We start from the raw sequence: 21,965 nt of genomic DNA, 5'->3' as shown, positions 1-21,965 counted from the left end.
GCAACGAAGCCTCAGCGCTCCTGGTCGTGCTCGCCCGTTGCGATACGCGCCTCGACGGCAAGCCGCCACGGGGCATCGGCGGGGGCCGCATCGAGCGCCTTGCGGTACAAAGCGAGGCTATCCGCAGAGATATGGCCGTCCCGCTGTGTCTGTAACTCCGCAATCTGAACTGCGAGCTCGGGGATGAAGCGTATGGCCAGCGCCTGTCGATAGGCCCGAAGGGCCTCATCGATCCTGTCCATATGTTCGTCCACCTGTCCCAGTAGCACGGATTGACGCACATAATCAGGGTCGTCTGGCGACATGGAAGCGACCTGGCGGGCCAGCTTGTCGAACAGGGCCTGCATTTCGGCTGTGACCGCAGGGTGCGTCGACTGATGGGGTTGCGGTGGCAAGGACGGATGTCCGTTGACCAGATAGAGCGCAAAGCCGAAGGCGGGCAGAAACAGGAGGAGAAGGAAAAGGCGTTTCTTCTCGCTCCGTGTCGTCATCTTTCGCTCGACGATCGTGTCGGCGGATAGAATGCGCCTCTGGATTTCCAGCTCGGCATGGGCGCGTTCGGCTTCCGCAATCAGTCCGGCCGCGCGATCACGTTCCAGATCGCGCAATTGCTCCCGATAGAGGGTGAGGGCCGAATGGCGCGCGCTCACAGGGAGGGGCGCCTGTCCGCGGCGCCAGAACAGGGCCAGGAGGGGCGACAGACTGATCAGCGTGACAAGAAGGAAGCCTGAAACACTCACTGGCTGTCCTCCCCCTCACGCAGCAATTGCGCCAGACGCCTTTGCTCGGCAGCGTTGAGTGTCTCCCCCATCCCGGCGGGAAGGGCCCGACGCCGCATCATGAGTGCGGCAGCCACAAGACCAGCCATCAGGGCCAGAGCCGGCATCGCCCAGAGGAGCAGCGTCGCAGCCGAGAGACCAGGGCGCAGACGGATGAATTCGCCATAGCGTTGGGTCATCCAGGCCATGATTTGTGGGTCGCTCTCCCCCGCTGCCACGCGCTGTCGCACGACATGGCGCAGGTCGCGCGCGAGCTCCGCGCTGCTGTCTTCGATGGACTCATTCTGGCAGACAAGGCAGCGAAGCTGCGCGCCAATCGCTTCGGCGCGTTTCTCCTGCACCGGGTCAGACAGCTTTTCGCCGGGGTCGTCCAGGGCAAAAGAGGGCGGCGCCAAAGCAGGAAGGGCGTAGGCAGTAAGGGCGATCATCAGGGTGACAAGCGAGCGGGCGCGCATCATCATCGGCCCCCTGCCAAAGGGCGGATCTCGCGCTCGAATACCCCTTCATCAAGGGCAGCGGCGCCATGCCAGGCAATATGACCGCCGGGCAGGATAAGAAAGCTCTCGGGCACACCGCTCACGCCCCAGTCAATGGCCGTCATGCCGCTCTGATCGCGCGCCAGACGGCTGTAGGGGGAGCCATCACGCGTCACGAAGCGCTCAGCGTCTTCAGGCCGATCTTTATAGGCGATGCCCCAGATCGGGATCTGGCGCCCGATGACTCGCAGGGCTGCCATTTCGGTCACGCAGGGAATGCACCACGACGCAAAGAAATTGATCAGCACCGGTACGGGACTGGCTTTGAGCGCAGCGGCGTCAAAGCCGGGCTCTCTGTCCGATAGACCCGCAAGCGCGAAATCGGGCACGAGGCGCGCCTGGGAATCGAGCCTGATGGCGCGCGGATCGAACTGGCCCGTCTGCATGGAAGCGAGCATTTTCCAGCATCCTGCGCCCACCAGTCCGGCTCCCGCCACCGGCAGGGCCATCAGGAGGCGACGCCGTGTCGGAACGCTCATGACCCGCTTCCTCCACGCAAAGTGGGGGCGGGGCGCCGCTTCATGGGCGCACCGAAACGATGGCGTCGGTCGGAGAGGGAAAGACCGCCCCCCAGAGCCATGATGACGCCGCCGAGCCAGATCCAGGGTGCGAGCGGGTTGTCATGGAGACGCAGCACGTAGCGGGCATCTTGCCCGCTCCCATGGGCCTCGCCCAGAGCGGCGTAGAGGTCGCGCATCAGATTGGTCCTTATGGCGACATCGGTTGTGACCTGATGCTGGCTCACAAAGTCGCGGCGCGAGGGATGAAGCGTGGCGAGCACCTGCCCATGGCGCGAGACCATCAGGTCTGCGACCAGAGCCTTGTAGTTCGGTCCACGCTCCTGCCGAACCGCCAGGAGGGACCAGTCCAGATTTCCCTGATGCAGCGTCTGACCGATGCCGATCTCCACCACGTCATGCCTGGCCTGTGACATGCCGGTCAGGCCGAGAACCGTCACACCGACCCCGATATGGGCGATGGCGCTTCCCCACATGGCGCGGGGCAGGTGTCGGCCGCGCCGGCTCATGCCGATCAGAGACGCACGCCATCCCGCGTGACGATCGACGCGGGCACCGAGCCGCGTGGCCAGATCGGTCAGACTGGCGAGAATGACCCACAGAGCGGCGGCGGCGCAGAGCGCGGGCAGGATGCCATCGAGCAGCATCAGACCGCCTAGCAGGGCCAGCCCTGCCACGAGGGCGGCCAGCCAAAGTCGGTGCAGCAGGGGCGAAAGACTGCCACGCTTCCAAGGGAGCATGGTGCCGACTGCCATGACGATCATAAGTGGCAGGGCAAGCGGAATGGTTGTTGCGTCGAAAAACGGCTTTCCGACCGAGAGCGTACGGCCGGTCAGGATCTGCATGAAAGGCGGATACATGGTGCCCGTCACCACCACCGCGCAGAGCGCGCAGAGCAGGATATTGTTAAGTACCAGGCCGCCCTCGCGCGAGAGGGGCGCGAACATTCCCCCTGCGCTCAGGGAAGGGGCACGCCAGGCGAAAAGCAGGAGCGAACCGCCAATGACAATGCCCAGCAGCGCGAGAATGAACACGCCACGCGCCGGGTCGTTCGCGAAGGCATGGACCGAATTCAGAATGCCTGACCGCACCAGAAAAGTCCCTGAGAGCGAGAAGGAAAAAGAAGCGATGGCGAGCAGAACCGTCCAGATGCGCAGGGCGTCGCGTTTTTCCACCACGATCGCGGAATGAACGAGCGCCGTGCCGGTCAGCCAGGGGATCAGGGACGCATTTTCGACCGGATCCCAGAACCAGTAGCCACCCCAGCCGAGTACGTAATACGACCACCACGATCCCATGGCGATGCCGAGCGTGAGAAAGCACCAGGCGGCTACGGCCCAGGGACGTACCCAGCGCCCCCAGGCAGCATCGACACGCCCCTCGATCAGGGCGGCAACCGCAAAGGCAAACGGGACGGCGAAGCCGACATAGCCGGTGTAAAGAACGGGGGGATGAAAGGCGAGGCCGGGATCCTGCAGGAGCGGGTTCATGCCCTGCCCGTCGGGCGGCGCGGGCCAGACCCTGTCGAAAGGGTCGGAGGTCAGAAGGCAGAAGAGCTGGAATCCGGTTGAAACGCCGCCAAGAACGGCCAGAACGCGCGCCTTGAGCACAAGGGGCAGGCCTCGTCCAAGCAAGGCGACAGCCCCGCCACACAGAGCGAGAATCAGTGCCCAGAGAAGCACCGATCCCTCGTGGTTTCCCCAGACGCCGGTGATCTTGTACAGCAGCGGCTTGCTCAAGGCTGAGTTGGCCGCGACATTCTGCACCGAAAAATCATCCTCGATGGCGCAGACAATCAGGCACAAAAAGGCATAGAGCAGTGCCAGAAACTGGGCGCAGGCCAGGCTGGGGGCCAGATCCAGCAGAAAACGCCGTGCGCGCGCTGCCCCCCAAAGGGGCAGGACAAACTGCGCGAGTGCGAGAACACAGGCGAGAGCGAGCGCATAATGCCCTGACTCGGCACTGAAGAGTTCGATCATGGTGTGGTCGAAGCTCTGGTTGAAGCTCTGGCCGGAGCTCTGGCGGAGGCCGCTCCCGGGATGGGCTGGGGATTTACCGCCTCACTGCGTGTCATGCTGTTCAGGCTCTCGCTAGACGGAGGCTTGCCGAAACGCGGGTCCCATTTGCCGCTGCGCTGCAATGCCTCGGCGACCTCCTTTGGCATATAGGTCTCGTCATGTTTGGCGAGTACTTCGGATGCGGCAAAATCCTTGCCGGGGGCATAGGTGCCAAGGGCCACCACGCTCTGCCCTTCCCGAAAGAGATCCGGCAATATGCCTTCGAAACGTACCTCCAGGGCCGCCTGACCGTCTGTCACCTGAAACAGATTGACCGGGCGCTGGCCATCGAGTGTGCGGCGCAATGACCCGGCCACGACCATGCCGCCCAGCCGGACCATACGATCGCCCGGTGGGGGAGATTTCAGAATCTGCGAAGGCGCCATGAAAAACACGATGCTTGAAGAAAATGCATTCAGCACGAGCGCCGTCGCGACGGCGAAGCAGGCGAGGCAACTCATGACGAGCCAGAGGCGTCTCGTCTTGCGGGTCATGCGGCGTCTGGGCCGGGCAGGGAGTGCGTTCATCAGGGGCGCAATTCCGAGGCCGACCGGGCTTCCAGCAGCGTCAGAACGCGCCGTGCGCGACGCAGGCGCCAGATGAGAGCGAGGCTGAGCGCGGACAGCGCCGTCAGCGTGATGCCGTAGGAGGCCGCGATATAGGGCAGATGGGTCATGCGCCGCTTTCCCTGCGCTGCGTGCGTGTCATCATGTGCTGGGCGCGGGTCTCGAGTACGGAGGCGGTCACGCGTCCCACGACGAGGGCCGCGAAACCCAATGTGAATCCCGTCATGCACAGGGCCAGAGGCAGCAGCATCGAGAGCGCCATGGAAGGGGCGTGAGTCAGGGTAATGCTGTCCGGCTGATGCAGCGTATTCCACCAGCTCACACTGAACTTGATGATCGGCAGGTCGATCACACCGGCCAGGGCAAGCACGGATGCTGCGCGATAGCCGCGTTGCGGGTCGTCAAAGGCCTGAATGAGCGCGATATGGCCCAGATACAGGAAAAACAGCACCAGAACCGAGGTCAGTCTGGCGTCCCATACCCACCATGTACCCCACATGGGCTTGCCCCAGAGCGAGCCGGTGATCAGGCAGAGCGCTGTGACTACGGCACCGATCGGGCCAATCTCGACCGCAGCCAGATCGGCCAGAGGATGCTTCCAGACCAGAGAAAGCACGCCGCAGACAGCCAGAGCCGCGTAACCGGAAGAGGCAAGGATGGCCATGGGGACGTGCAGATACATGATCCGCACGGCGTCGCCCTGCTGCCAGTCAGCGGGTGCAACGAACAGCGCCCAAGCCAGTCCGATGGCCAGAAACACGACGGCGCCGACAGAGAGAAGGGGCAAGAGCCAGCGTGAGAGGCGCAGAAACCGACCGGGATTGGCAAAGCGATGCAGGAGCGACCCATGCATGTCTCGTCCCGCCATGATCTGTCGCGTGGCTTTCGTCACTCTTGGCCTCTCTCCCCTGGCATCCGGGCATGGTATAGCCCGTGAATGGCTCCATCCGATGAAGGTTTTTTGATCGAAAGCCGTCCTGATACGGCATACCGCTCGGAGAGGGGAGGCGTGAAGGGGCAGTTTGTTCCGATAAGCGCAACAGGCTTGACCGATAACAGAGGGTCGTCGATGCAGTACTGGTTGATTAAATCCGAACCTGAGACCTTTTCGTGGCAGCAGCAGGTTACGAACAAGGTCGAACCCTGGACCGGTGTGCGTAACTATCAGGCGCGCAATAACCTGTCTGCCATGCGCTGCGGCGATCTTGCGTTCTTCTATCACTCGGTCTCTGAAAAGCAGATCGTCGGTGTGGTTGAGATCGTGCGGGAGGCTTATCCCGACCCGACAGCCGAAGGCGGTAAATGGGTCTGCGTGGACGTGGCGGCGCGGGGTGCTTTCGCCGCGCCGGTTTCGCTTGCAACGATCAAGGCGGATCCCGCTCTGTCTGAAATGGCGCTCCTGCGTCAGTCGCGTCTGTCCGTCGCGCCTGTCACCGCGGCGGAATGGGCACATCTCTGCCATATCGGCCACTGGGATAAGCCCTGAGCATCATTTCAATTATCCATCCGGGCCTGAGGCTGGGCCTGGGCCTGGGCCTGAGTCTGTGCCTGAGCCTATGGCCTGCCTGTCATAACCACCTGAGCGAGGGTGGAGGCAATGCGGGCCGGGTCATCCGGCCGCAGCGTGGCAAAGCCTATGACCAGCCCCTCTGTCGCTGCGTCCAGGCAAAGCGCCGAGAGGCGTCCGACGCGATAGCCCGTCTGGGCGAGCGCGGTCATGCACGCCTCTTCACGCCCTGCCACCAGCAGGCGTAGCCCCAGTTGAACGCCTCCGCGCGGGGGGAGAACCTGCAGGAAAGGAAGTGAAGAAAGCGCCTCATGGAGCGCGAGGCCGCGTTGCTGATACAGCCGCGAGATACGGCGCAGATGCAGGCGGTAATGCCCGGAATTCATAAGCTCCGCCAAGGCCAGCTGCCCATGGAGATTGGCCGCATATCCCAGATTGCGGTGCGCTGCCCGCAGGGGGGCGATGAGCGCCGGTGGCACGACCATCCAGCCGAGCCTGAGTCCCGGCAAGAGCGTCTTGGAGGCAGAGCCCAGATAGACGCATTCCTCCCCCGATCCATGCGCTGCGAGAGACGCGATCTCGCGCCCATGCCACAGGAATTCGCTGTCATAGTCGTCCTCAAGAATGAGGGAGCCTTGCGCGCGGGCCCGCTCCAGCAGGGCGAGCCGCCGCGTCAGATCCATACGTCCCCCAAGCGGATACTGGTTGGACGGCGTGATGTAGATGAGCTTTGCCTCAGGGGGGAGTTGCGCCGGATCGAGCCCCCCGGCATCGACCGGCACGGGGTGGATCATGGCACCGGCCGCCTGGAAGGCCGCCCGTGCCCCGAGATAACCGGGATTTTCCAGCGCCACGCTCATGCCCGGATCAAGCATCGTCTGAGCGATCAGGTTGAGGGAGGCCTGCGTGCCCGGCGTTATCAGGATCTGCTCGGACGAGACCTGAAGCCCCCTGTCGCTGGCCAGTCGCGCACATAGCGCAGCGCGCAGCGCGCGCGCGCCATGATAACCGCCATAACAGGCCTCCTCCCCGTGAGACTGACGGGCATGACGGCGCAAAATCTGGCCCCAGAGATCGGCGGGGAAGCGCCCCTCATCGGGGAGGCCGGGTGACAGCCGTCCTTGCGGGATTGTGTAGCTGCTTGTCCGAGGATCACGCGCGAGAACATGTCCGCGCGTCGAGAGTGCAGGCACAGTGTCGGCGGCCTGTTTCACCTTTCGGGGGGTGGGAAGGCATACGACCGGGCGGCTGCCCGCGCGCATGGTAATGAGCCCTTCCGCACGCAGAAGATCATAGGCCGTCGAGATCGTGCTGCGTGAGAGCCCAAGCCCATCAGCGGCCTGACGTGTGGAGGGCATCATGTCGCCCTCGGCCAGCCGGCCCGCGCGTATTGCGGCGCTGATCGCGGCGAAAACCTGGGCAGGGAGAGAGAGGTCGGCGCCTGGCTCCGGTTGTACGATGGCGGGCAGATAAACTGGCATGAACAAACATCCTGAAACCGGCTCTCGATTCATTCCAGTTCGGAGCGTAGCAGGGGGAACGTCAAGCGAAAACCGTCTGGCTGAGAGGACACGCGACATGGTTCCCGATTTTGCCAAAGCCCGTCAGGGCAAGCGCGCGCATTATGACGAGGAGACGGTTCACGCCATCCTCGATACCGGCCTTGTGGGGCATGTCGGCTTTGTGGCGCAGGAGCGCCCCATGGTCATGCCCATGGCGTATGCACGTGCGGGGAGCATCCTCTACCTTCACGGGGCATCCAAGACACGACTCATGGGTCTGGATGGGCAGAAGATGTGTGTGACCGTTACCCAGTTGACGGGAATCGTGGTCGCCCGTTCGTCTTTCCACCATTCGGTGAATTATCGATGCGCTGTGGTCCATGGCACAGCCCGCAAGGTGACGGATGCAGAGCATGTGCAGGCACTGAACGCGATCACCGATCATTTGCTGCCGGGGCGGAGCACGGAGCTGCGGGCCATGACCGCCAATGAGCTCAAGGCCACGGGGGTGATCGCGCTCGATATTGAGGCGGCCAGCGCGAAGATTCGCACCGGCCCACCGGTCGAGGATGATGCCGATCTGCCGTCTGCGCTTTGGGGCGGCGTCGTGCCGGTGGTTACAGCGCTTGGGACCGGTATTCAGGACGCGCACACGCCAGAGGGTGCCTTGCCCCCGCTCTCGATACGCAAGGCACAGGCACGATTCATTGCCTGATTGCGGAGCCTGATCTCCCAAAGCCCGCCCCGGAGTGGCGACGATGGCTGCCTCCGCTCAGGAGGGTTCTCGCCGGGAACATACCAGGCGCTCAACTTTCTGGCTCGGACGGGCGCGGTTATGTGCCTTTCCGGAGGTTGGGCGGCATGTTCACGGGCGTGATGATCTGTACGGGGCTTGGGCGTGTCAGGAGGCTGGGTGGTCGCAGGCGATTGGCCTCGATCAGGATCTGGCAGGCCTGCAGCATATCTGCTCCCAGATCGTGATGGAGTACGGCGGTGATGGTCCCCTCCGTCAGGAGTGCCTGATTGTCGCGATCCAGGTCATGCGCGATAAAAACCGCTGGCTGTCGGCCGCATCGTTCGAGCGCTTTTGCGATGGCGCGGTTTCCGCCGCCGATGGAATAGATACCTTCGATCTCTGGATGGGTTTTCAGGCAGTGCTCCACCAGATCATAGGTCTGCCAGTCGAGGCCTCGTCCTTCACCCAGGGACAGAACAGAAAGATGGGGCGCACGCTCAGCCAAGGCCCGACGAAATCCCACCTCCCGCTCTTCCTCGCCCAGGAAACGATAGCTTGAAATCACCACGAGAACCGCCTTGCCCGTATGGATCGGGGCATGCATCCATCCCGAGATGAGCCAGGCTGCGGTGGCACCGGCAGCCTGATTATCCATGCCGACATAAGCATGGCGCGGCGTGTCCGGGAGGTCGGTCACAAGCGTCAGGACCGGGATCCTTGCATCGGCGCAGGCCCGTATCTCGGCCCGGATGGCGGGATGGTCGGGCGCTTTGAGGAGGACCCCGTTCGAGCCGCGCCTGCGCAGTCGCGCCAGAATTGAGGCTATTTCCTCTCCTGTAGCCGTTTCGCCCAGATGGGCGCGCACGCGCATGGCGACGGGCATGAGCGCGGCGAGCTGGGATTCGAGCGCGGCATGCACCGCACTGGAAAAACGGTTCGGGGCTTCCATGACGAGATCGATGACCAGGCGGCTGCCGTGAAGCGAAGCTTCGAGCGTCTGGCGGGAGAGCTCTTCGATTGCCTGATGCACTCGGCGTCGCGTGGCTGTTCGCACCCCGGCCCTGTCATGCAGAACCCTATCGACCGTTGCCAGCCCGACGCCGGCTTGCCGGGCGATGTCCTTGAGAGGATGCGCGTAGGACATGAGCCGCTCCTTGAGGTGTTTCTGAGGTATTTTAGCTCTGTTGGATACATGACGAAACGGTAATCTGCGGCTGTCGATCGCGTTAGAGAGTTCGGGCGAGGCGCTGCGAGCCGAAAGCGACGAACAAACCGGAGATGCGAAGGTGAAAGCTGATAATCTCTCAGTATTGCGAGTGAGCCGGAACTGGTATTCACCCGAATGCGCGACACTCGAAGAGTTGAAAATCCTGACCGAGCAGCGTGTGACGTTGCGTGATTACCCGCTGGCGGCCGATATCAGCGGCGGCCAGGTGCCTATCTACGATTGCACGGCCCTGAGGCGTCTCGCCGCGCTGGAGGATGGGCGCCGCATGATCATGGCCGAATGGCTCGAGGTGCTGAAGGATGGGCCGGGGATCGTGGTGCTCAAACAGGCCTTCGATGACAGCGAGGCACTGGATCATGTCTCGGTCCAGTTCGACAAGCTGATTGCCAACCAGAAGCGCAACGGCCAGGAATCCGGCGATCATTTCGCCAAGGCGGGCGCGAATGACCGCATCTGGAATGCGCTCGAAAAACTCTGCCTTTTCGACCCTGAAGGTTTCGCGCGCTATTATGCCAATGACATGATTGCGCTTGTCAGCGAGGCCTGGCTGGGCCCTGCTTATCAGATCACCTCGCAGGTGAACGTGGTCAATCCCGGCGGCGAGGCCCAGATCGTGCATCGTGATTATCATCTGGGGTTTCAATCGGCCGAGCAGGTGAGCCGTTATCCGGCTCATGTACACGGCCTATCCCCTTTTCTGACCCTGCAGGGTGCTGTCGCGCATTGCGATATGCCGGTTGAGAGCGGGCCCACGCTCTACAGGCCTTTCACCCAGAAATACGGCCCCGGTTATCTCGCTACCCAAAGTCCGGAAATTAGGGAGTGGTTTGCGTCCAACCATTTGCAATTGCCGCTGCAGAAAGGGGATGCGGTATTCTTCAGTCCCGCCTTGTTTCACGCAGCGGGGTCGAACCAGTCACGGTCGATCCGGCGCATGGCCAATCTGTTGCAGATTTCCTCGGCTTTTGGGCGCGCCATGGAGGCGATGGATCGGGCACGCATGGCGCGTACCCTTTTCCCGGTGCTCAGCAAAATGAAGGCCATGCACGCCCTGTCCGCCTGCGCCATCGACCGGGTCATCGCGGCGAGCGCTGAGGGCTATGCCTTCCCGACCAACCTGGATCGTGACCCACCGATCGGCGGGCTCGCTCCCCAGAGCCAGCAGGCCCTGTTTCGCGTCGCTCTGGAGGAGGGATGGGACCCGGCGCGCTTCGATGCCGCCCTGAGCGAAAGGGTGCGATGCACTCAGACCTGAATCTGTCGGGATACTACAGGCTGCGGAAGCGGGCTACTCCTCCACGCGTCCACCGCCTGCCTCACGGCCACGGCGCCAATATCCGGCGGCGCGTATCTGGCTGCGGGGCACGGCCTCCTCATGGATCAGATAGTCGCGAAGCGCACGCACGGTGTCGATCTCCGCAGCAATCCAGACATGAAGATCGCGCACCGGGGGAAGGACAACAAGACGCAGCAGATCCTGCAAGGTCGTGATGGTATCGGGCTGGCAGCGATGGATTTCGGTCCAGGCATGGCTCACCAGCGGATAGCTGCGCTCTGTTTCACGTGTATCGAGCAGGACGACAGCACGCTTGCCCGGGGGGAGTTCTTCCAGCGCACGGGCGATGGCGGGCAGGGCAGTATCGTCACCGATCAGCAGATGATGGGTGCAGCTATCCGGTGCGATGTGCGAGGCCTTCGGGCCCCCCATGCCGAGTTGCTGCCCCGGTTTGGCCGCCGCGGCCCAGCGCGTGGCGGGCCCTTCCTCATGCAGCACGAAATCGATGATCAGCGTGCCGTCTTCGGGGTCGAAGCGCCGGGGCGTGTAGTCGCGTGCGATGATCCTGGTGTCGCGCAGAGCTTCGCGTCCGGCCTCGGGGCGGAAATCCGGCAGGATGGGATAGGTCTCACCGGGTTGGGGAAAGAAGAGTTTGACGTGATCATCGGGGCCAGCCGTGGTGAAGTCCTTCAGATCTTCCCCGGTGAAGACGATGCGCTGCATCGAGCTGCTGAGAGGAATGACCTGCGCTACGGTGATGAGGCGCAGGCGCAGGGCATGGCGGATTTTGGTCGGGATATGGCGGGGCTGAGTCATGATTCGGCCTTGCCCATGATTTCCGAGGCAGCGCGCATGAGGATGGCGGCCACGCGGCGGGCTTCGGCAGGGCTGCTGCCGCGCTTCTGGTAGAGCGCCGATTTCAGCATGTGGCGGGCCTTGTGCAGCCCGTCGGCAGCCTCGGGATCGATGTCGTGCAGCCCTGCAAATGCTTCGCGCACCTCGCTCATGCGTGCCCCGATGCGCGCGAGAATCTCGAGGATACGCTCGGCTTCAGCGCGATTAGTGTCCAGCTGCGCCTTGCCGGAGGCGGTGAGCGCATAGAGCTTGCGCGTACCCTCCTGGGTGACATCCGCCTGGCCGATCTCCTCAAGATAGGTCAGGGCCGGATAGACCATGCCGGGGCTCGGTTTGTAGAAGCCATTCGAGCGCTCTTCGAGGCGGCGGATGATTTCGTACCCGTGGGCCGGGCTTTCCTCCAGCAGCGCCATGATGACCAGTTGCAGCTCTTCAGCGCTGAGCTTGCGCCCTCCCGGAATATCCCCACCACGATGGCGACCGAACCGACCACCAAAACGGGAAGAATGCCCTGCACCAAAGCCGTCATGGCGGCTGAAGGCATGGCGAAGCGAATGACGAAAGAACATGATGTATCTCCTGCTATATCTTATGACTGTACTATCGTAAGATATAACGCAAGATTTTTATGCCGTGATCTGATGTATCTTCTGAAGAGAGGTCGAATGATATCGCGCTTGAACTCCGGTCAAGCTGCGGGACCCTAGGGCCAAAAAGGCGACCCTCCCTCGGGGTGAGGGAGGGGGAGAAGACCTCAGGCGGCCCAGACGGTCTTGATATTCATGAACTCGTGCAGCCCGAGCTCGGTCAGCTCCCGGCCATAGCCGCTCGCCTTGACGCCGCCGATGGGCAGGGCTGGGTCCGAGGCGGTAATGCGATTGATGAACACCCCGCCCGACTCGATACGACGTGCCAGGCTTTGGGCCCGAGTCGCATCCTGCGTCCAGAGGCTCGCACCAAGCCCATAGGCGCTGTCATTGGCCAGAGCGACCGCGTGATCGGCGTCTCTCGCGGTGATGAGACAGGCAACCGGACCGAAGAGCTCTTCGCGGAAGGCGGTCATCTGGGGCGTTACGCCTGTCAGTACCGTCGGGGCATACCAGGCGCCGGGTCGGCTGATCGGTTCACCGCCCAAGGCGAGCTTCGCCCCCTCTGCCAGGCTGCGCCGGACCTGTTCATGCAGTCCGTCGCGTAGATCGCTGCGGGCCATGGGCCCAATGAAGGCATGTTCCTCCATAGGATCTTCGAGAGCCAGCGCACGTGCCCTGGCCATGAATCTCTCGGTGAAGGCCTCGGCAATCGGGGCTTCGAGAATGATACGCTTCGCCGCGATGCAAACCTGACCGCAGTTCGCAAAGCGTGCCGTGATGGCCGAGTCGACTGCCTTGTCGAGATCGGCATCGGCCAGCACGATGAACGGATCGGAGCCGCCGAGTTCGAGCAAGGATTTCTTGCCGTTATGCCCGGCAATCCCGGCGATGATGCGCCCGGCTCGCACGCTTCCGGTGACCGTCACACCAGTGATGCGCGGATCGGCAATGATCTGTGCTGTCTGTTCACGGGACAGATTGGCGCTCATGAAGACGTCATCGAGGTCGCAGTCACGCGCGATCTCGTTCAGGATCAGCCCGCAGCCCAGCGTACATTCCGCTGGTTTCACAAGAAAGGCGTTGCCTCCCACCAAAATCGGCACCGCGGCGCGCATGATCTGCCAGTAGGGGAAATTCCACGGCATAACGGCCAGAACGATGCCGGTCGGATCGTAACTCAGATGAGCCTCCCCGGTCGGCACGGCCATCGGCTTGTCACGCAGCAGAGCGGGGGCGTGTTTGCCGTACCAGTCGATGACTGCGGCGCATTTCTCGATTTCTGCCCTGGCCGAGGTGAGTGTCTTGCCCATTTCCTGCGTGGCAAGACGTGCCAGTTCCTCCTTGCGCTCACGCAACTGCGTGGCGAACCGGTGCAGCAGGTCGAGCCGCGCGCCGAGGGTCTTGCCGCGCCAAGCAGCGAAGCCTTTATCGAGGCGTGCCAGTGCGTCCTCGGCTGCGGCTTCGCTCAGGAAAGGATAATGGGCCAGTGTCTCGCCATTGGCCGGGTTGACAGTCGTAATGCCACCATCAGGATGAGGGCTGGTCATGATCACTACCTCTGGTTGTTATTCCATGAAGCGGTATTGGCCGCATCGGATTGGGCAACGACATCGGTCTGGCCGTTCCCGGGGGACCCGGCATAATTCCTGTAGGCCGAGTTTTCATAGGGTGGCCGAACGGGCGCGTTGAATTTCACGGGCCATCCAAGGAACGAAAAATGCGACGGGGCCTCACTGGGGGCCGCGGTGCTCTGACTGGCTTCCGGCGCGGGCAGACCGAGTGCCGGATGGGTACGCACCGTGTATGAGTAGCCACGCAGGGAAGAGTCGAAATCCTCGGTCACGGTGTAGCCATGGGGCGGGGGCGGCGCACCTCCATCGGGGAGGGCGACCTTCTCCACAGGGGTCAGGGGATGATCCATGGCGCGCATCTGGGCGGCCGGGTCAGCGAAAGCCGGGGCTCCCCAACTGGCAAGGGTGGTGCCAATCAGGGCGAGCACGCCGCGCGAGGGAGGGGATGTAGCGATGGACGTGAAACGGGTCTTGGGCATGGTCATGCTCCTGCTGCGGTCACCGTCATCCTAACCGGGCTGCGTCTGTTTCGTTCTGTCATGTCGTTGTAGGATGTAAAAAAACCGGTACGGGCACAATATTTGGTGACTGCCGGTGTCGTCAGGCGTTGCGCCAGACAGAACAGACCCTTCCCAGGCCTCGAAGCGAGGCCGAACGTTCAGGGAGAACAGAATATCATGGCCCCAGCGAATGGCTCGACGATCCCCGGTATGGGCGAGATCGCTCCTCTCGCGCTCGATGGCGAGTCCCTTGCGCAGCTTCAGTCCGCCCTGGCCAAGGTTGAGCACGGGCGTGGCGTTCTTGTGAGGCTGGCCGACCTCATGGGAGGGGCTGTAGGGCAGGCGACACGCCTTGGTATGCAGGGACTCGGGATGGCTCCGACCATTCAGGCCAAATTGCAGGGCCTGGCCGAGGCTTCGATCGCCCGTGCCTTCGATATCGCTATTCTGGGCATGGCACAGGAAAACACGACCAAGGCGCCAAAATGGCGCGACCCTGCTGCTCAGGCCGCTGTCGCCGTTTCGGGCGCGCTTGGCGGATTCGGCGGAGTTGTCGGACTCATGCCCGATATCGGTTTCACCACGCTCACGATCATGCGCGAGATCGCGCGCATAGCCCGCGAGGAGGGAGAAGATCTCTCCAGCGATGATACGCGGCGCGCTTGCCTGGAAGTCTTCGCCCTGAAAGGGTTCATGGCGGGGGGCAATGCGGAAGAGAGCGAGCTTGGCTTCTTCTCGGCGCGTGCGCTCATGCGTGGCAAGCCGATCGTGCTGCTGATCGCCGAGGTGGCCTCGCATTACGGAATCGGGCTCTCCCGCAAATTCGCGCTTCAGATGGTACCGGTCGCGGGGGCCCTGTGCGGGGCCTCGCTCAACGCTGCGTTCCTCTCGCATTATAGGGCTCTGGCGCGCGCGCAGTTCACCATACGGCGTCTGGAGCGCCAACACGGGCCTATTGTGCGCGATACCGCCGTCCATATGCGCCAGACCGGCACAGCCGACGCTCAGGCCTGATACCCTGGCCTGAGACACCCTGGCCTGAGACCTTGGCCTCAATCTCCTCCGGCGCGGGAAGAGACCGAGGCGCAGTCACATTGGACGGAGGGTTGTTAAGCCGCAAATCGTCGGCCATCCAGCTCGGGTCAGTCAGGATTTGAGCCCACGTCTCGCGATCCGTGTGGCATGATCGGAGTTCAACGCTGCCTTGGCAGAGCGAGCCCTGTTATTCGCTTTTCGGGCTGCGCAAAGCTTCCAGCAGCCCGACGGGAATGATCTGGATCGAGAAAATGGCTGTCATGACGAAGGCGAGAACCTGATAATGCGGCGCCACGATGCTCAGCAAAGCGCATAGCGCGATACCGATGACATAGACGAAGGTGAGGGGCATGATGACGGTCCTTGTCCGAGAGGGGCTTCCCGCCCCCAATGCGGTCTGGTCGCGTAACATGACCGGGGGCGCTGCGACCACTCAAAAGCTGTGCGCGGGCCGTGGTTCCAGAGGGGTATGGGATGCGTGATCCTCTGACGTCCGATTTGCTTCTCGAGGCTTATCGTCAGGGTGTCTTTCCGATGGCGGAAGACCGCCATGCGACCGAGATCACGTGGCATCGCCCTCTCGAGCGGGGTGTCCTGCCTCTGGACTCTCGTTTCCACCTGTCGCGTCGTCTTGCCCGCACCCTCCTGCAGGGGCGCCAGGAGGTGACGAGCGATCGTTGTTTCGACGAGGTGGTGCAGCTTTGTGCCGAGGTTCCGGGGCGCATTGAAACCTGGATCAGCGGGCGCATTCAGGCGCGTTATGTCCTGCTCCACGAGCAGGGACACGCGCATTCCGTGGAAGTCTGGCAGGACGGGGCGCTTGTAGGCGGCCTCTACGGGGTCAGGATTGGCGGGGCGTTCTTCGGGGAGAGCATGTTTTCCCGGCAACGTGATGCCTCGAAAATTGCGTTGGTCCATCTGGTTGCCGCGCTGCGACTGGCAGGAATCACCCTGCTGGACACGCAGTTTCCAACCGCGCATCTGGAAACATTCGGCTGTCTTACCGTTGCACATGACGCCTATAGAGGGATGCTGGACCAGGCTATCCGGATTGAGGCATCGTGGGAAAAAGATGTCTCGCTGGACAGGCTGCGACCGGAGATCATCCGTCTTCGCGACGGTCTGAACGTCCGCTGAGGCGTATTGGAGGGGATATTATGACGATGGTTCAAGTAAAGGGCGTTGCAGCGCTGTCGCTGGTCGCTGGTATGGTTCTTGGAGCCGGCGCGGCCTCTGCCCAGCAGCACCCGAGATTGTCGCCCGCGCGCGACGTAACGGTCGTTTATTCCGTACAGCCCGAAAAGATGCCCAAGCCCGTACAGGCGATCGTGCAATTCAAGGCAGAGGGCGACAAGCTGCGTATCGACGCACCCGACCATGCCGGATCGACCATCCTTGACCGTCCTGCCCAGCGCGTGACGCTCATCATGAACAAGCAGCGTGTCTATACGAGCTTCTCCCCCAAGCACGGATTGCGGAACCCGTTCATGCTGGACATGACCATGCAATATGCGCCTGACGGCACGGGCTCTGTTGCGGGTATGACCTGCGACAAATGGACCATCACATCACCCCACGGCAAAGCAACGGCCTGCGTCACCCAGGATGGCGTCATCCTGAGCGAGGAGGGCGTCGATGCGGACGGGCTGCATGGCAAGCTCGAGGCACAAAGCGTCACCTACGGCCCGCTGGCCGATACGCTGTTCCAGCCTCCTGCTGATTACCAGCAGATCACGGCCCAGATGCCTATCCCGCATGGCGCCGGCCCGCAGAGCTCCGCCAAGCCGTGAGACCCTCTGTCATCGCCCTTATGGGCGCCTCCCTGCTGGCCGTTCTTCCTTTCGCCACCGCCTTTGCGGATGAAGGGGGCAATACGCCCTACGTCACGCCGCGCGTGGATGTCGATGTTACCTATCAGGCGGTCGGACCTGACGGCCAGTCCTACAGCCAGCGCATGCGCTGGAACGCCGCCCATTGGCAGCAGCGTCTGGACATGGAAACGACCGGACTGATCATGCTGACCGATTACAGGGCCCATCGCCTGTCGGTGGTTGATGTCCGAACGAAGAGCTTCACCGTTTCCGGTGCTCCCGATGCGCAATTCTCGCCGCCCGGTACACGGGCAACAGGCCATTGGGCGAAAGGGGCGGGCGACCAGGTGGCGGGCCAGGCCTGTACCCATTGGGTTTCGATCGATACGGACGGGCAGAACGGGGATTTCTGCTACACCGATAACGGCGTGATGATGTCCGCCAGCCATGAGGGCAAACCCGTGATCAGAGCGATCTCCTATGTCGAGACGCCCCAGGGGCCGGAAATCTTCAAGGAGCCCGAAGGCTTCCATGAAATCGAGGCGCTGAAACTCTCCCAGTGATCGACCGTATGGGCAGGAAGGGCCGGATTGAACATTTATGTTACAATCCGGCCTGTTTTCTGTCCTGTTCCGTCCCAAATTCGACACCATATCGAGGTTATAAGAGGTGTATCGGGGGCGGTATCACATTTTCCGCTCCTGATTTGGAGGTTCCATCATGCGTCGTATTCTGAAACTTGCCCTTGCGGCCCTGCCTCTGGCGGGCCTTCTGGGAAATGCTCCGCTGGCGCAGGCACATCCTTACGGTCACGGATGGGGTGGCCCTGGCTGGCATGGTGGTGGTGGCTGGCGTGGTGATCGCGGCTGGCACCGTGGTGGTGGAGGCGCCTTCGTGGGCGGTCTTGTCGGTGGTCTGGTCGGCGGTGCCGTGATTGGTGCTATGGCCCGGCCTTATGTCGCACCACCCCCGCCGCCCGTTGTCTATGCACCGCCCCCGCCGGTGGTGTACCAGCCGCCGCCGCGCGTGGTTTACCCGCCGCCGGTTGCTGTTTATCCGTCCTATCCCGCATATCCTGCTTACTGATCACGAGGCTCGGTTTTCATCATGGTAGCTATTGGCGATAGGGCGCCCGCGTTCTCCCTCCCCATTGCGGGGGGGCAGATCATCGAGAGCGAAGCCCTCAAGGGGCAGCCTTATCTCGTTTATTTCTATCCCAAGGCTGATACTCCGGGCTGCACGACCCAGGCCTGCGATCTGCGTGATCAGAAGCAGACCCTCGGCGGGCTGGGTCTCAAGGTGATCGGAATCAGCCCCGATCCGGTAGAGAAGCTTGAGCGCTTCGCCAAGAAATACGGTCTGGATTTCGTTCTGGCGAGTGATGAGAATCACGAACTGGCGGATCTCTACGGGACCTGGGTCGAAAAGACGAATTACGGCAAGACGTATTTCGGGATGGAGCGCAGTTCGTTCCTCGTCGACGCGGATGGCGTGATCCGGGCCTTGTGGCGCAAGGTCAAGCCCGCAGAACATGTGGCGCTGGTGACTGAAGCCGCTTCAGAACTCTAGCCCGTAGAGTTCTGGTGACGCACGACCTCTTTCATCGTGCGCCCTGGCGGACGCTCCGTCTTGGGGCGCTCATTGCCGGTGTTCCGGTTGCCGTGGCCCTTTTGGGTGGGGCAGGCTTCCTCTGGCGCCTTGCCTCCGGTCCGATGGAGGTTACGGCGCTCGCCGCGCGTTTTTCCCCCATCACCATTCAACCCGGTCCCGATCCGCAGCGTCCCGCAGGTCGGCTGGCTTGGTCCCGTCTTTTTCTGAGTTGGCACCCAGGTCTGCGTCACGCATCGCCGGAACTCGTTATCGAGGCGCGTGATCTGAAGGTGCTGAGGCAGGACGGAAGCGCCACGCTCGCCTTGGGGCGGGCACATCTTGTGGTGCGTCTTGCGCCTCTCCTTCATGGTGTGATCGAGCCTCTGCGCGCCGATATCCGCCATGGTCAGGTGGTTCTGCGGCGACAAGATGATGGAAGCGTGGATCTGGACTGGCCCGGTGCGCGTCACACCCACCGCCAGTCGGGTGTCTTTTCCCTAGGCGCCCTGAGCCATGTTCACATCCAGAACGTCACGACCAGCCTGCGGGATTCGCGACGCTTGCGGCAGAGCGAAGAGACGCTCAGTCTTCCGGCCACACCCTCAGGTGCGGAGGGCGCCTCCTCATTCCTCGCCCAGGCCGTTCTGACCCGCGCGCCGGGTGCAGCGATGCTGGGGTGGGTGGGTGCGGTAAACGGCAGAATTGGGCCTGGCGACTCGCCTGCAATCGATTTTCACGCGGCCGGACGGGAGCCTGGTCCCGGCCTTGTGGCCTGGGATCTGGGGATCGGCCCCTTCACCCCCGCAGGCCTTGCCGGATACGTTCCCCATGCCGGCGCGTGGCACCTTCCTGTCCAGATCGAAACCCACGCTGTTCTCGCGGAAGACGGCATCGGAATCAGCGCGCTGGGACCTTTGCGTCAGGCCACTCTCTCCCTCACACTCGGACGCGGCAGCATCGAACAGAAACTCGATGCGCCGCTTCAAATCTCGAGCGGCTCATTGACCGCCCATGTGATTTCTGAGGGCGAGGCGGTTTCCGTCGATCAGGCTTCGGCGTCCGTATCGCTGATCGATGATGTGGGTGGGTTGACGCGCTTCATCGCAGGGGGCAATTTTTCTGTCGATTCCCTCAAGCGCGCCGGTCATATCGACGCACATGTGACTGCCTCTTCCACACCGCTGGATACTGCGCATCTGGCGTCCATCTGGCCCGACATTCTGATGAAGGGCGCGCGGCGCTGGGTCACACGCAATCTGACGAGCGGAAGGGGAACGGGTCTGCACCTGGATGCCGATCTTCAGAGCAGGACAGGCTGGGGCGGGATAAGGCCCACCAGAACCGAGGCTGCACTGGATGTCACCGGTGCAACCGTGCATTGGCTGCGTCCGATTCCTCCTGCGCAGGACGTTTCCGCCCGTTTCAGCTTTGCTGCTCCGGATGTGCTCAGGATCGATTTTCTGGGAGGGGTTCAACCCAGTGCTGACAGGCGCGGTGCCCCCCGGGTCAAGCTCGATGGCGGGTCCATGCTGATCAGCGATCTGTTTGCCAAGGATCAGTTCGGCACGATCGATCTGGCCTTGTCAGGCGATCTCGCTGCGCATCTGGGCTTGCTGGCCCATCCCCGGTTGCATCTGCTGTCGCGTCATCCCCTGCCTTTCACCCATCCCGCCGGGGCGGTACTCGTGACGGGGCGGCTGACCTTGCCCCTGACCTCGCATGTGGAAAACGACCAGATGCATGTCACCGCTGAAGCGCGCTTTCATGACGTGTCCCTCGATAATGTCGTGCTCGGCCGCGCCCTGACGGGTGCGCGTGGACGCCTTGAGGCGACGGAACACGGCATGAGCCTGAACGGTCAGGGTGAGCTCGATGGTGTGCCCACCACCGCGACCCTCTCAGAGCGGTTCCAGAGCCGTGAAGGCGGTCTGCGGGAGAAGATTCGCGCCGTTTCGATCTTTGACGAAGCGGCTTTGAAGCGCTCGCATATCGGCAATGAATCGCTGTTTCGCGGGACCGCGGAAATGGTGACCGAATACAGTGCGGGTTTTGATGGGCGTGCAGATGTCGTCCTGTCGCTCGATCTGGAGAAAGCGGGGCTCGATATCCCCGTATGGCGCAAGAGCGCCGGCGTCGCTGCGACGGCCTCGGCCCATATCGGCCTGCGCAATGGGGCGATCGTCTCCCTTGATCGCATCGCCGCCGAGGGGCCGGATCTGCACGTGGAAGGCCGTGGCCTCATCGCCTCGGGCAAGGTAGGAAGCCTCGTCCTCGATCATTTCTCTGTCGGTCGGTCGAATGGGGATGCGGTGATCGCGCTACCGTTGACCGACGACGCCCCCGTCAATGTTCATATTCGTGCGCAGGATCTGGATGTGGCTCCCCTGATTCACGGGGACGAGGCAAAGGCCGGCATGACAACACCCGTCACCGCCGTTGCGGGCAAGTCACCCTTGCCCAGGAATGGCGGTGACAGTCTGACAGCAGGCGCGAAGCCTGGGCGTCCCCCCGACCGTCCTGAAATGCGCTGGAACGTCGATATCGCGACCGAACGCCTCTTTTATGGCCCCAAAGGGTTCTTTGGTGACGTCATCGCGCATCTGGAGCACCGGAATGATCGCCTCGACAAGGCGCTGTTCGAGGCGAAACGCCCCGCGGCCGTGTCGCTTGCGCTGACCCCCAGCCCGGATGGGCGTCAATTGCGCCTCAAGGTCGATGATCTCGGGACGCTTCTGAGGGAGACGGGCATGACGTCCCGCCTCGAGGGCGGGACGGCACGGATCGTCGGGAACGTACCCGATGGCGGAACAGGGCATGTGCCGCCCTTTGACGGGGTCATATCCGTAACACCATTCAGTTTTCGGCAGCCCCCCGCCGCCCTGACGGCTGCAACGCATCTTTCGGTGTTCAACTGGTCACAGGCGAGTAGTGAACGTTTTGAGGTGCAGCACCTTCACCTGCCTGTGCGTGTCGCGCATGACGTGATGACAATTCATGAGGGGCATCTCGGCAATCCGGCACTCGGGGCAACGCTGGAAGGGAAGATAGGGCTTGATCAGGGGGCGCTCGATCTGCGTGGCACGGTCGTTCCCGTGTTTGGCCTCAACGCCGCACCCGGGCGTCTGCCCAATGTGGGCAAGCTGTTCTCCCCCGAGAAAGGGGGAGGTCTACTGGCCGCCACTTTTACCGTGACAGGAACCGCAAGCGATCCTGATCTGTCAGTGAACCCCTTTGCCATGCTATTGCCCGGGGTGATGCGCCAGCTCGCAAAGTAGGTGCGCCGCCTGCACTTGCCGGTGTAACGGCCC

Annotated in this window: 25 protein-coding genes; 11 read left to right on the top strand and 14 right to left on the bottom strand. The window is 62.7% G+C overall.

Annotation, left to right across the window (positions count from 1 at the left end):
- Positions 1-11: 11 nt before the first annotated feature.
- From ccmI to WFJ47_RS01845, 7 genes are read right to left on the bottom strand one after another with little or no spacing between them, the layout of a single operon-like run.
- A complete protein-coding gene (gene ccmI, locus WFJ47_RS01875; protein ID WP_336760500.1) occupies positions 12-740 on the bottom strand; it encodes a c-type cytochrome biogenesis protein CcmI in 729 nt (242 codons plus the stop codon).
- Complete coding sequence (locus tag WFJ47_RS01870) at positions 737-1,237, bottom strand: cytochrome c-type biogenesis protein (protein ID WP_408868601.1); 501 nt, start codon at positions 1,235-1,237, stop codon at positions 737-739. The genes ccmI and WFJ47_RS01870 overlap by 4 nt, the downstream gene beginning before the upstream one ends.
- A complete protein-coding gene (locus WFJ47_RS01865) occupies positions 1,237-1,794 on the bottom strand; it encodes a redoxin domain-containing protein (protein ID WP_336760498.1) in 558 nt (185 codons plus the stop codon). The genes WFJ47_RS01870 and WFJ47_RS01865 overlap by 1 nt, the downstream gene beginning before the upstream one ends.
- The gene (locus WFJ47_RS01860) at positions 1,791-3,812 is read right to left on the bottom strand and encodes a heme lyase CcmF/NrfE family subunit (protein ID WP_336760496.1); all 2,022 of its coding nucleotides are present in this window, start codon (positions 3,810-3,812) and stop codon (positions 1,791-1,793) included. The genes WFJ47_RS01865 and WFJ47_RS01860 overlap by 4 nt, the downstream gene beginning before the upstream one ends.
- Positions 3,809-4,384, bottom strand: coding sequence for a cytochrome c maturation protein CcmE (gene ccmE, locus WFJ47_RS01855; RefSeq protein ID WP_127102912.1), 576 nt, complete (start codon positions 4,382-4,384; stop codon positions 3,809-3,811). Before ccmE ends, WFJ47_RS01860 begins: the two co-directional genes overlap by 4 nt.
- Before the next feature lie 32 nt (positions 4,385-4,416).
- A complete protein-coding gene (locus tag WFJ47_RS01850; protein ID WP_336760494.1) occupies positions 4,417-4,566 on the bottom strand; it encodes a heme exporter protein CcmD in 150 nt (49 codons plus the stop codon).
- Positions 4,563-5,324, bottom strand: coding sequence for a heme ABC transporter permease (locus WFJ47_RS01845; protein ID WP_336760644.1), 762 nt, complete (start codon positions 5,322-5,324; stop codon positions 4,563-4,565). The genes WFJ47_RS01850 and WFJ47_RS01845 overlap by 4 nt, the downstream gene beginning before the upstream one ends.
- A 201-nt stretch (positions 5,325-5,525) precedes the next feature.
- Between WFJ47_RS01845 and WFJ47_RS01840 the strand changes: the two genes are divergently transcribed.
- Positions 5,526-5,942 carry an EVE domain-containing protein gene (locus WFJ47_RS01840; protein ID WP_127102808.1) on the top strand — a complete coding sequence of 139 codons (417 nt, stop codon included), beginning with the start codon at positions 5,526-5,528 and terminating at the stop codon, positions 5,940-5,942.
- A gap of 68 nt (positions 5,943-6,010) precedes the next feature.
- Here WFJ47_RS01840 and WFJ47_RS01835 read toward each other — a convergent pair whose 3' ends face one another.
- Complete coding sequence (locus WFJ47_RS01835; protein WP_158625408.1) at positions 6,011-7,444, bottom strand: PLP-dependent aminotransferase family protein; 1,434 nt, start codon at positions 7,442-7,444, stop codon at positions 6,011-6,013.
- 97 nt (positions 7,445-7,541) lie between these two features.
- Between WFJ47_RS01835 and WFJ47_RS01830 the strand changes: the two genes are divergently transcribed.
- Positions 7,542-8,180, top strand: a complete 639-nt coding sequence (locus WFJ47_RS01830; RefSeq protein WP_336760492.1) for a pyridoxamine 5'-phosphate oxidase family protein — start codon at positions 7,542-7,544, stop codon at positions 8,178-8,180.
- 118 nt (positions 8,181-8,298) lie between these two features.
- Here the strand turns inward: WFJ47_RS01830 and WFJ47_RS01825 are convergent, their stop codons facing one another.
- On the bottom strand, positions 8,299-9,345 hold the full coding sequence (locus WFJ47_RS01825) for a LacI family DNA-binding transcriptional regulator (RefSeq protein WP_127102811.1): 1,047 nt from the start codon (positions 9,343-9,345) through the stop codon (positions 8,299-8,301).
- A 142-nt stretch (positions 9,346-9,487) separates the two neighbouring features.
- On the opposite strand from WFJ47_RS01825, the gene WFJ47_RS01820 reads away from it, so the two are divergent.
- Positions 9,488-10,684, top strand: coding sequence for a phytanoyl-CoA dioxygenase family protein (locus WFJ47_RS01820; RefSeq protein WP_336760490.1), 1,197 nt, complete (start codon positions 9,488-9,490; stop codon positions 10,682-10,684).
- Between the two features lie 33 nt (positions 10,685-10,717).
- Here the strand turns inward: WFJ47_RS01820 and WFJ47_RS01815 are convergent, their stop codons facing one another.
- The 4 genes from WFJ47_RS01815 to WFJ47_RS01800 all read right to left on the bottom strand — a co-directional run bounded on the left by WFJ47_RS01815 (position 10,718) and on the right by WFJ47_RS01800 (position 14,200).
- Entirely contained in the window at positions 10,718-11,521 is an 804-nt protein-coding gene (locus WFJ47_RS01815; protein ID WP_336760488.1) for a siderophore-interacting protein, read from the bottom strand.
- On the bottom strand, positions 11,518-12,129 hold the full coding sequence (locus tag WFJ47_RS01810) for a PadR family transcriptional regulator (RefSeq protein WP_127102813.1): 612 nt from the start codon (positions 12,127-12,129) through the stop codon (positions 11,518-11,520). Before WFJ47_RS01810 ends, WFJ47_RS01815 begins: the two co-directional genes overlap by 4 nt.
- Positions 12,130-12,314: 185 nt before the next feature.
- Complete coding sequence (locus WFJ47_RS01805; protein ID WP_336760485.1) at positions 12,315-13,697, bottom strand: NAD-dependent succinate-semialdehyde dehydrogenase; 1,383 nt, start codon at positions 13,695-13,697, stop codon at positions 12,315-12,317.
- A gap of 5 nt (positions 13,698-13,702) precedes the next feature.
- Positions 13,703-14,200, bottom strand: coding sequence for a hypothetical protein (locus tag WFJ47_RS01800; RefSeq protein WP_127102815.1), 498 nt, complete (start codon positions 14,198-14,200; stop codon positions 13,703-13,705).
- A gap of 198 nt (positions 14,201-14,398) precedes the next feature.
- Here WFJ47_RS01800 and WFJ47_RS01795 point away from each other — a divergent pair, with 198 nt between their 5' ends.
- Positions 14,399-15,235, top strand: coding sequence for an EcsC family protein (locus WFJ47_RS01795; RefSeq protein ID WP_336760483.1), 837 nt, complete (start codon positions 14,399-14,401; stop codon positions 15,233-15,235).
- 208 nt (positions 15,236-15,443) lie between these two features.
- Here WFJ47_RS01795 and WFJ47_RS01790 read toward each other — a convergent pair whose 3' ends face one another.
- Entirely contained in the window at positions 15,444-15,608 is a 165-nt protein-coding gene (locus WFJ47_RS01790; protein WP_158625409.1) for a hypothetical protein, read from the bottom strand.
- Between WFJ47_RS01790 and WFJ47_RS01785 the strand changes: the two genes are divergently transcribed.
- From WFJ47_RS01785 to WFJ47_RS01755, 7 genes are all read left to right on the top strand, one after another.
- Positions 15,607-15,738, top strand: coding sequence for a hypothetical protein (locus WFJ47_RS01785; protein WP_336760481.1), 132 nt, complete (start codon positions 15,607-15,609; stop codon positions 15,736-15,738). The two genes, WFJ47_RS01790 and WFJ47_RS01785, sit on opposite strands and share 2 nt — an antisense overlap.
- Positions 15,731-16,393, top strand: coding sequence for a leucyl/phenylalanyl-tRNA--protein transferase (gene aat, locus WFJ47_RS01780; protein WP_127102817.1), 663 nt, complete (start codon positions 15,731-15,733; stop codon positions 16,391-16,393). Before WFJ47_RS01785 ends, aat begins: the two co-directional genes overlap by 8 nt.
- A 26-nt stretch (positions 16,394-16,419) precedes the next feature.
- Complete coding sequence (locus WFJ47_RS01775) at positions 16,420-17,046, top strand: hypothetical protein (protein ID WP_336760480.1); 627 nt, start codon at positions 16,420-16,422, stop codon at positions 17,044-17,046.
- The gene (locus WFJ47_RS01770; RefSeq protein WP_336760478.1) at positions 17,043-17,630 is read left to right on the top strand and encodes a hypothetical protein; all 588 of its coding nucleotides are present in this window, start codon (positions 17,043-17,045) and stop codon (positions 17,628-17,630) included. The genes WFJ47_RS01775 and WFJ47_RS01770 overlap by 4 nt, the downstream gene beginning before the upstream one ends.
- 157 nt (positions 17,631-17,787) lie before the next feature.
- Positions 17,788-18,153, top strand: a complete 366-nt coding sequence (locus tag WFJ47_RS01765; RefSeq protein ID WP_127102820.1) for a hypothetical protein — start codon at positions 17,788-17,790, stop codon at positions 18,151-18,153.
- Between the two features lie 21 nt (positions 18,154-18,174).
- Positions 18,175-18,636, top strand: coding sequence for a thioredoxin-dependent thiol peroxidase (gene bcp / locus WFJ47_RS01760; protein ID WP_127102821.1), 462 nt, complete (start codon positions 18,175-18,177; stop codon positions 18,634-18,636).
- Positions 18,637-18,650: 14 nt separating this feature from the next.
- Complete coding sequence (locus tag WFJ47_RS01755) at positions 18,651-21,932, top strand: AsmA-like C-terminal region-containing protein (RefSeq protein ID WP_336760474.1); 3,282 nt, start codon at positions 18,651-18,653, stop codon at positions 21,930-21,932.
- The last annotated feature ends 33 nt before the right edge of the window (positions 21,933-21,965 follow it).

This window comes from Asaia sp. VD9 (genome assembly GCF_037150015.1).
Lineage (GTDB): Bacteria > Pseudomonadota > Alphaproteobacteria > Acetobacterales > Acetobacteraceae > Asaia.
The sequence above is the reverse complement of the archived record's forward strand: the minus strand, read 5'-3'. Positions and strand labels throughout refer to the sequence as shown.

Excerpts from the sequence above, each read along its gene's own strand:
- WFJ47_RS01835 (WP_158625408.1), bottom strand. The coding sequence starts at position 7,444 with ATGCCAGTTTATCTGCCCGCCATCGTACAACCGGAGCCAGGCGCCGAC.
- ccmE (WP_127102912.1), bottom strand. The coding sequence starts at position 4,384 with ATGACCCGCAAGACGAGACGCCTCTGGCTCGTCATGAGTTGCCTCGCC.
- WFJ47_RS01825 (WP_127102811.1), bottom strand. The coding sequence starts at position 9,345 with ATGTCCTACGCGCATCCTCTCAAGGACATCGCCCGGCAAGCCGGCGTC.
- WFJ47_RS01870 (WP_408868601.1), bottom strand. The coding sequence starts at position 1,237 with ATGATGCGCGCCCGCTCGCTTGTCACCCTGATGATCGCCCTTACTGCC.
- WFJ47_RS01845 (WP_336760644.1), bottom strand. The coding sequence starts at position 5,324 with ATGGCGGGACGAGACATGCATGGGTCGCTCCTGCATCGCTTTGCCAAT.
- WFJ47_RS01805 (WP_336760485.1), bottom strand. The coding sequence starts at position 13,697 with ATGACCAGCCCTCATCCTGATGGTGGCATTACGACTGTCAACCCGGCC.
- WFJ47_RS01765 (WP_127102820.1), top strand. The coding sequence starts at position 17,788 with ATGCGTCGTATTCTGAAACTTGCCCTTGCGGCCCTGCCTCTGGCGGGC.
- aat (WP_127102817.1), top strand. The coding sequence starts at position 15,731 with ATGCGTGATCCTCTGACGTCCGATTTGCTTCTCGAGGCTTATCGTCAG.
- WFJ47_RS01790 (WP_158625409.1), bottom strand. The coding sequence starts at position 15,608 with ATGCCCCTCACCTTCGTCTATGTCATCGGTATCGCGCTATGCGCTTTG.
- WFJ47_RS01830 (WP_336760492.1), top strand. The coding sequence starts at position 7,542 with ATGGTTCCCGATTTTGCCAAAGCCCGTCAGGGCAAGCGCGCGCATTAT.
- bcp (WP_127102821.1), top strand. The coding sequence starts at position 18,175 with ATGGTAGCTATTGGCGATAGGGCGCCCGCGTTCTCCCTCCCCATTGCG.
- WFJ47_RS01795 (WP_336760483.1), top strand. The coding sequence starts at position 14,399 with ATGGCCCCAGCGAATGGCTCGACGATCCCCGGTATGGGCGAGATCGCT.
- WFJ47_RS01785 (WP_336760481.1), top strand. The coding sequence starts at position 15,607 with ATGATGACGGTCCTTGTCCGAGAGGGGCTTCCCGCCCCCAATGCGGTC.
- WFJ47_RS01810 (WP_127102813.1), bottom strand. The coding sequence starts at position 12,129 with ATGTTCTTTCGTCATTCGCTTCGCCATGCCTTCAGCCGCCATGACGGC.
- WFJ47_RS01865 (WP_336760498.1), bottom strand. The coding sequence starts at position 1,794 with ATGAGCGTTCCGACACGGCGTCGCCTCCTGATGGCCCTGCCGGTGGCG.
- WFJ47_RS01815 (WP_336760488.1), bottom strand. The coding sequence starts at position 11,521 with ATGACTCAGCCCCGCCATATCCCGACCAAAATCCGCCATGCCCTGCGC.
- WFJ47_RS01860 (WP_336760496.1), bottom strand. The coding sequence starts at position 3,812 with ATGATCGAACTCTTCAGTGCCGAGTCAGGGCATTATGCGCTCGCTCTC.
- WFJ47_RS01850 (WP_336760494.1), bottom strand. The coding sequence starts at position 4,566 with ATGACCCATCTGCCCTATATCGCGGCCTCCTACGGCATCACGCTGACG.
- WFJ47_RS01800 (WP_127102815.1), bottom strand. The coding sequence starts at position 14,200 with ATGCCCAAGACCCGTTTCACGTCCATCGCTACATCCCCTCCCTCGCGC.
- WFJ47_RS01775 (WP_336760480.1), top strand. The coding sequence starts at position 16,420 with ATGGTTCAAGTAAAGGGCGTTGCAGCGCTGTCGCTGGTCGCTGGTATG.
- WFJ47_RS01840 (WP_127102808.1), top strand. The coding sequence starts at position 5,526 with ATGCAGTACTGGTTGATTAAATCCGAACCTGAGACCTTTTCGTGGCAG.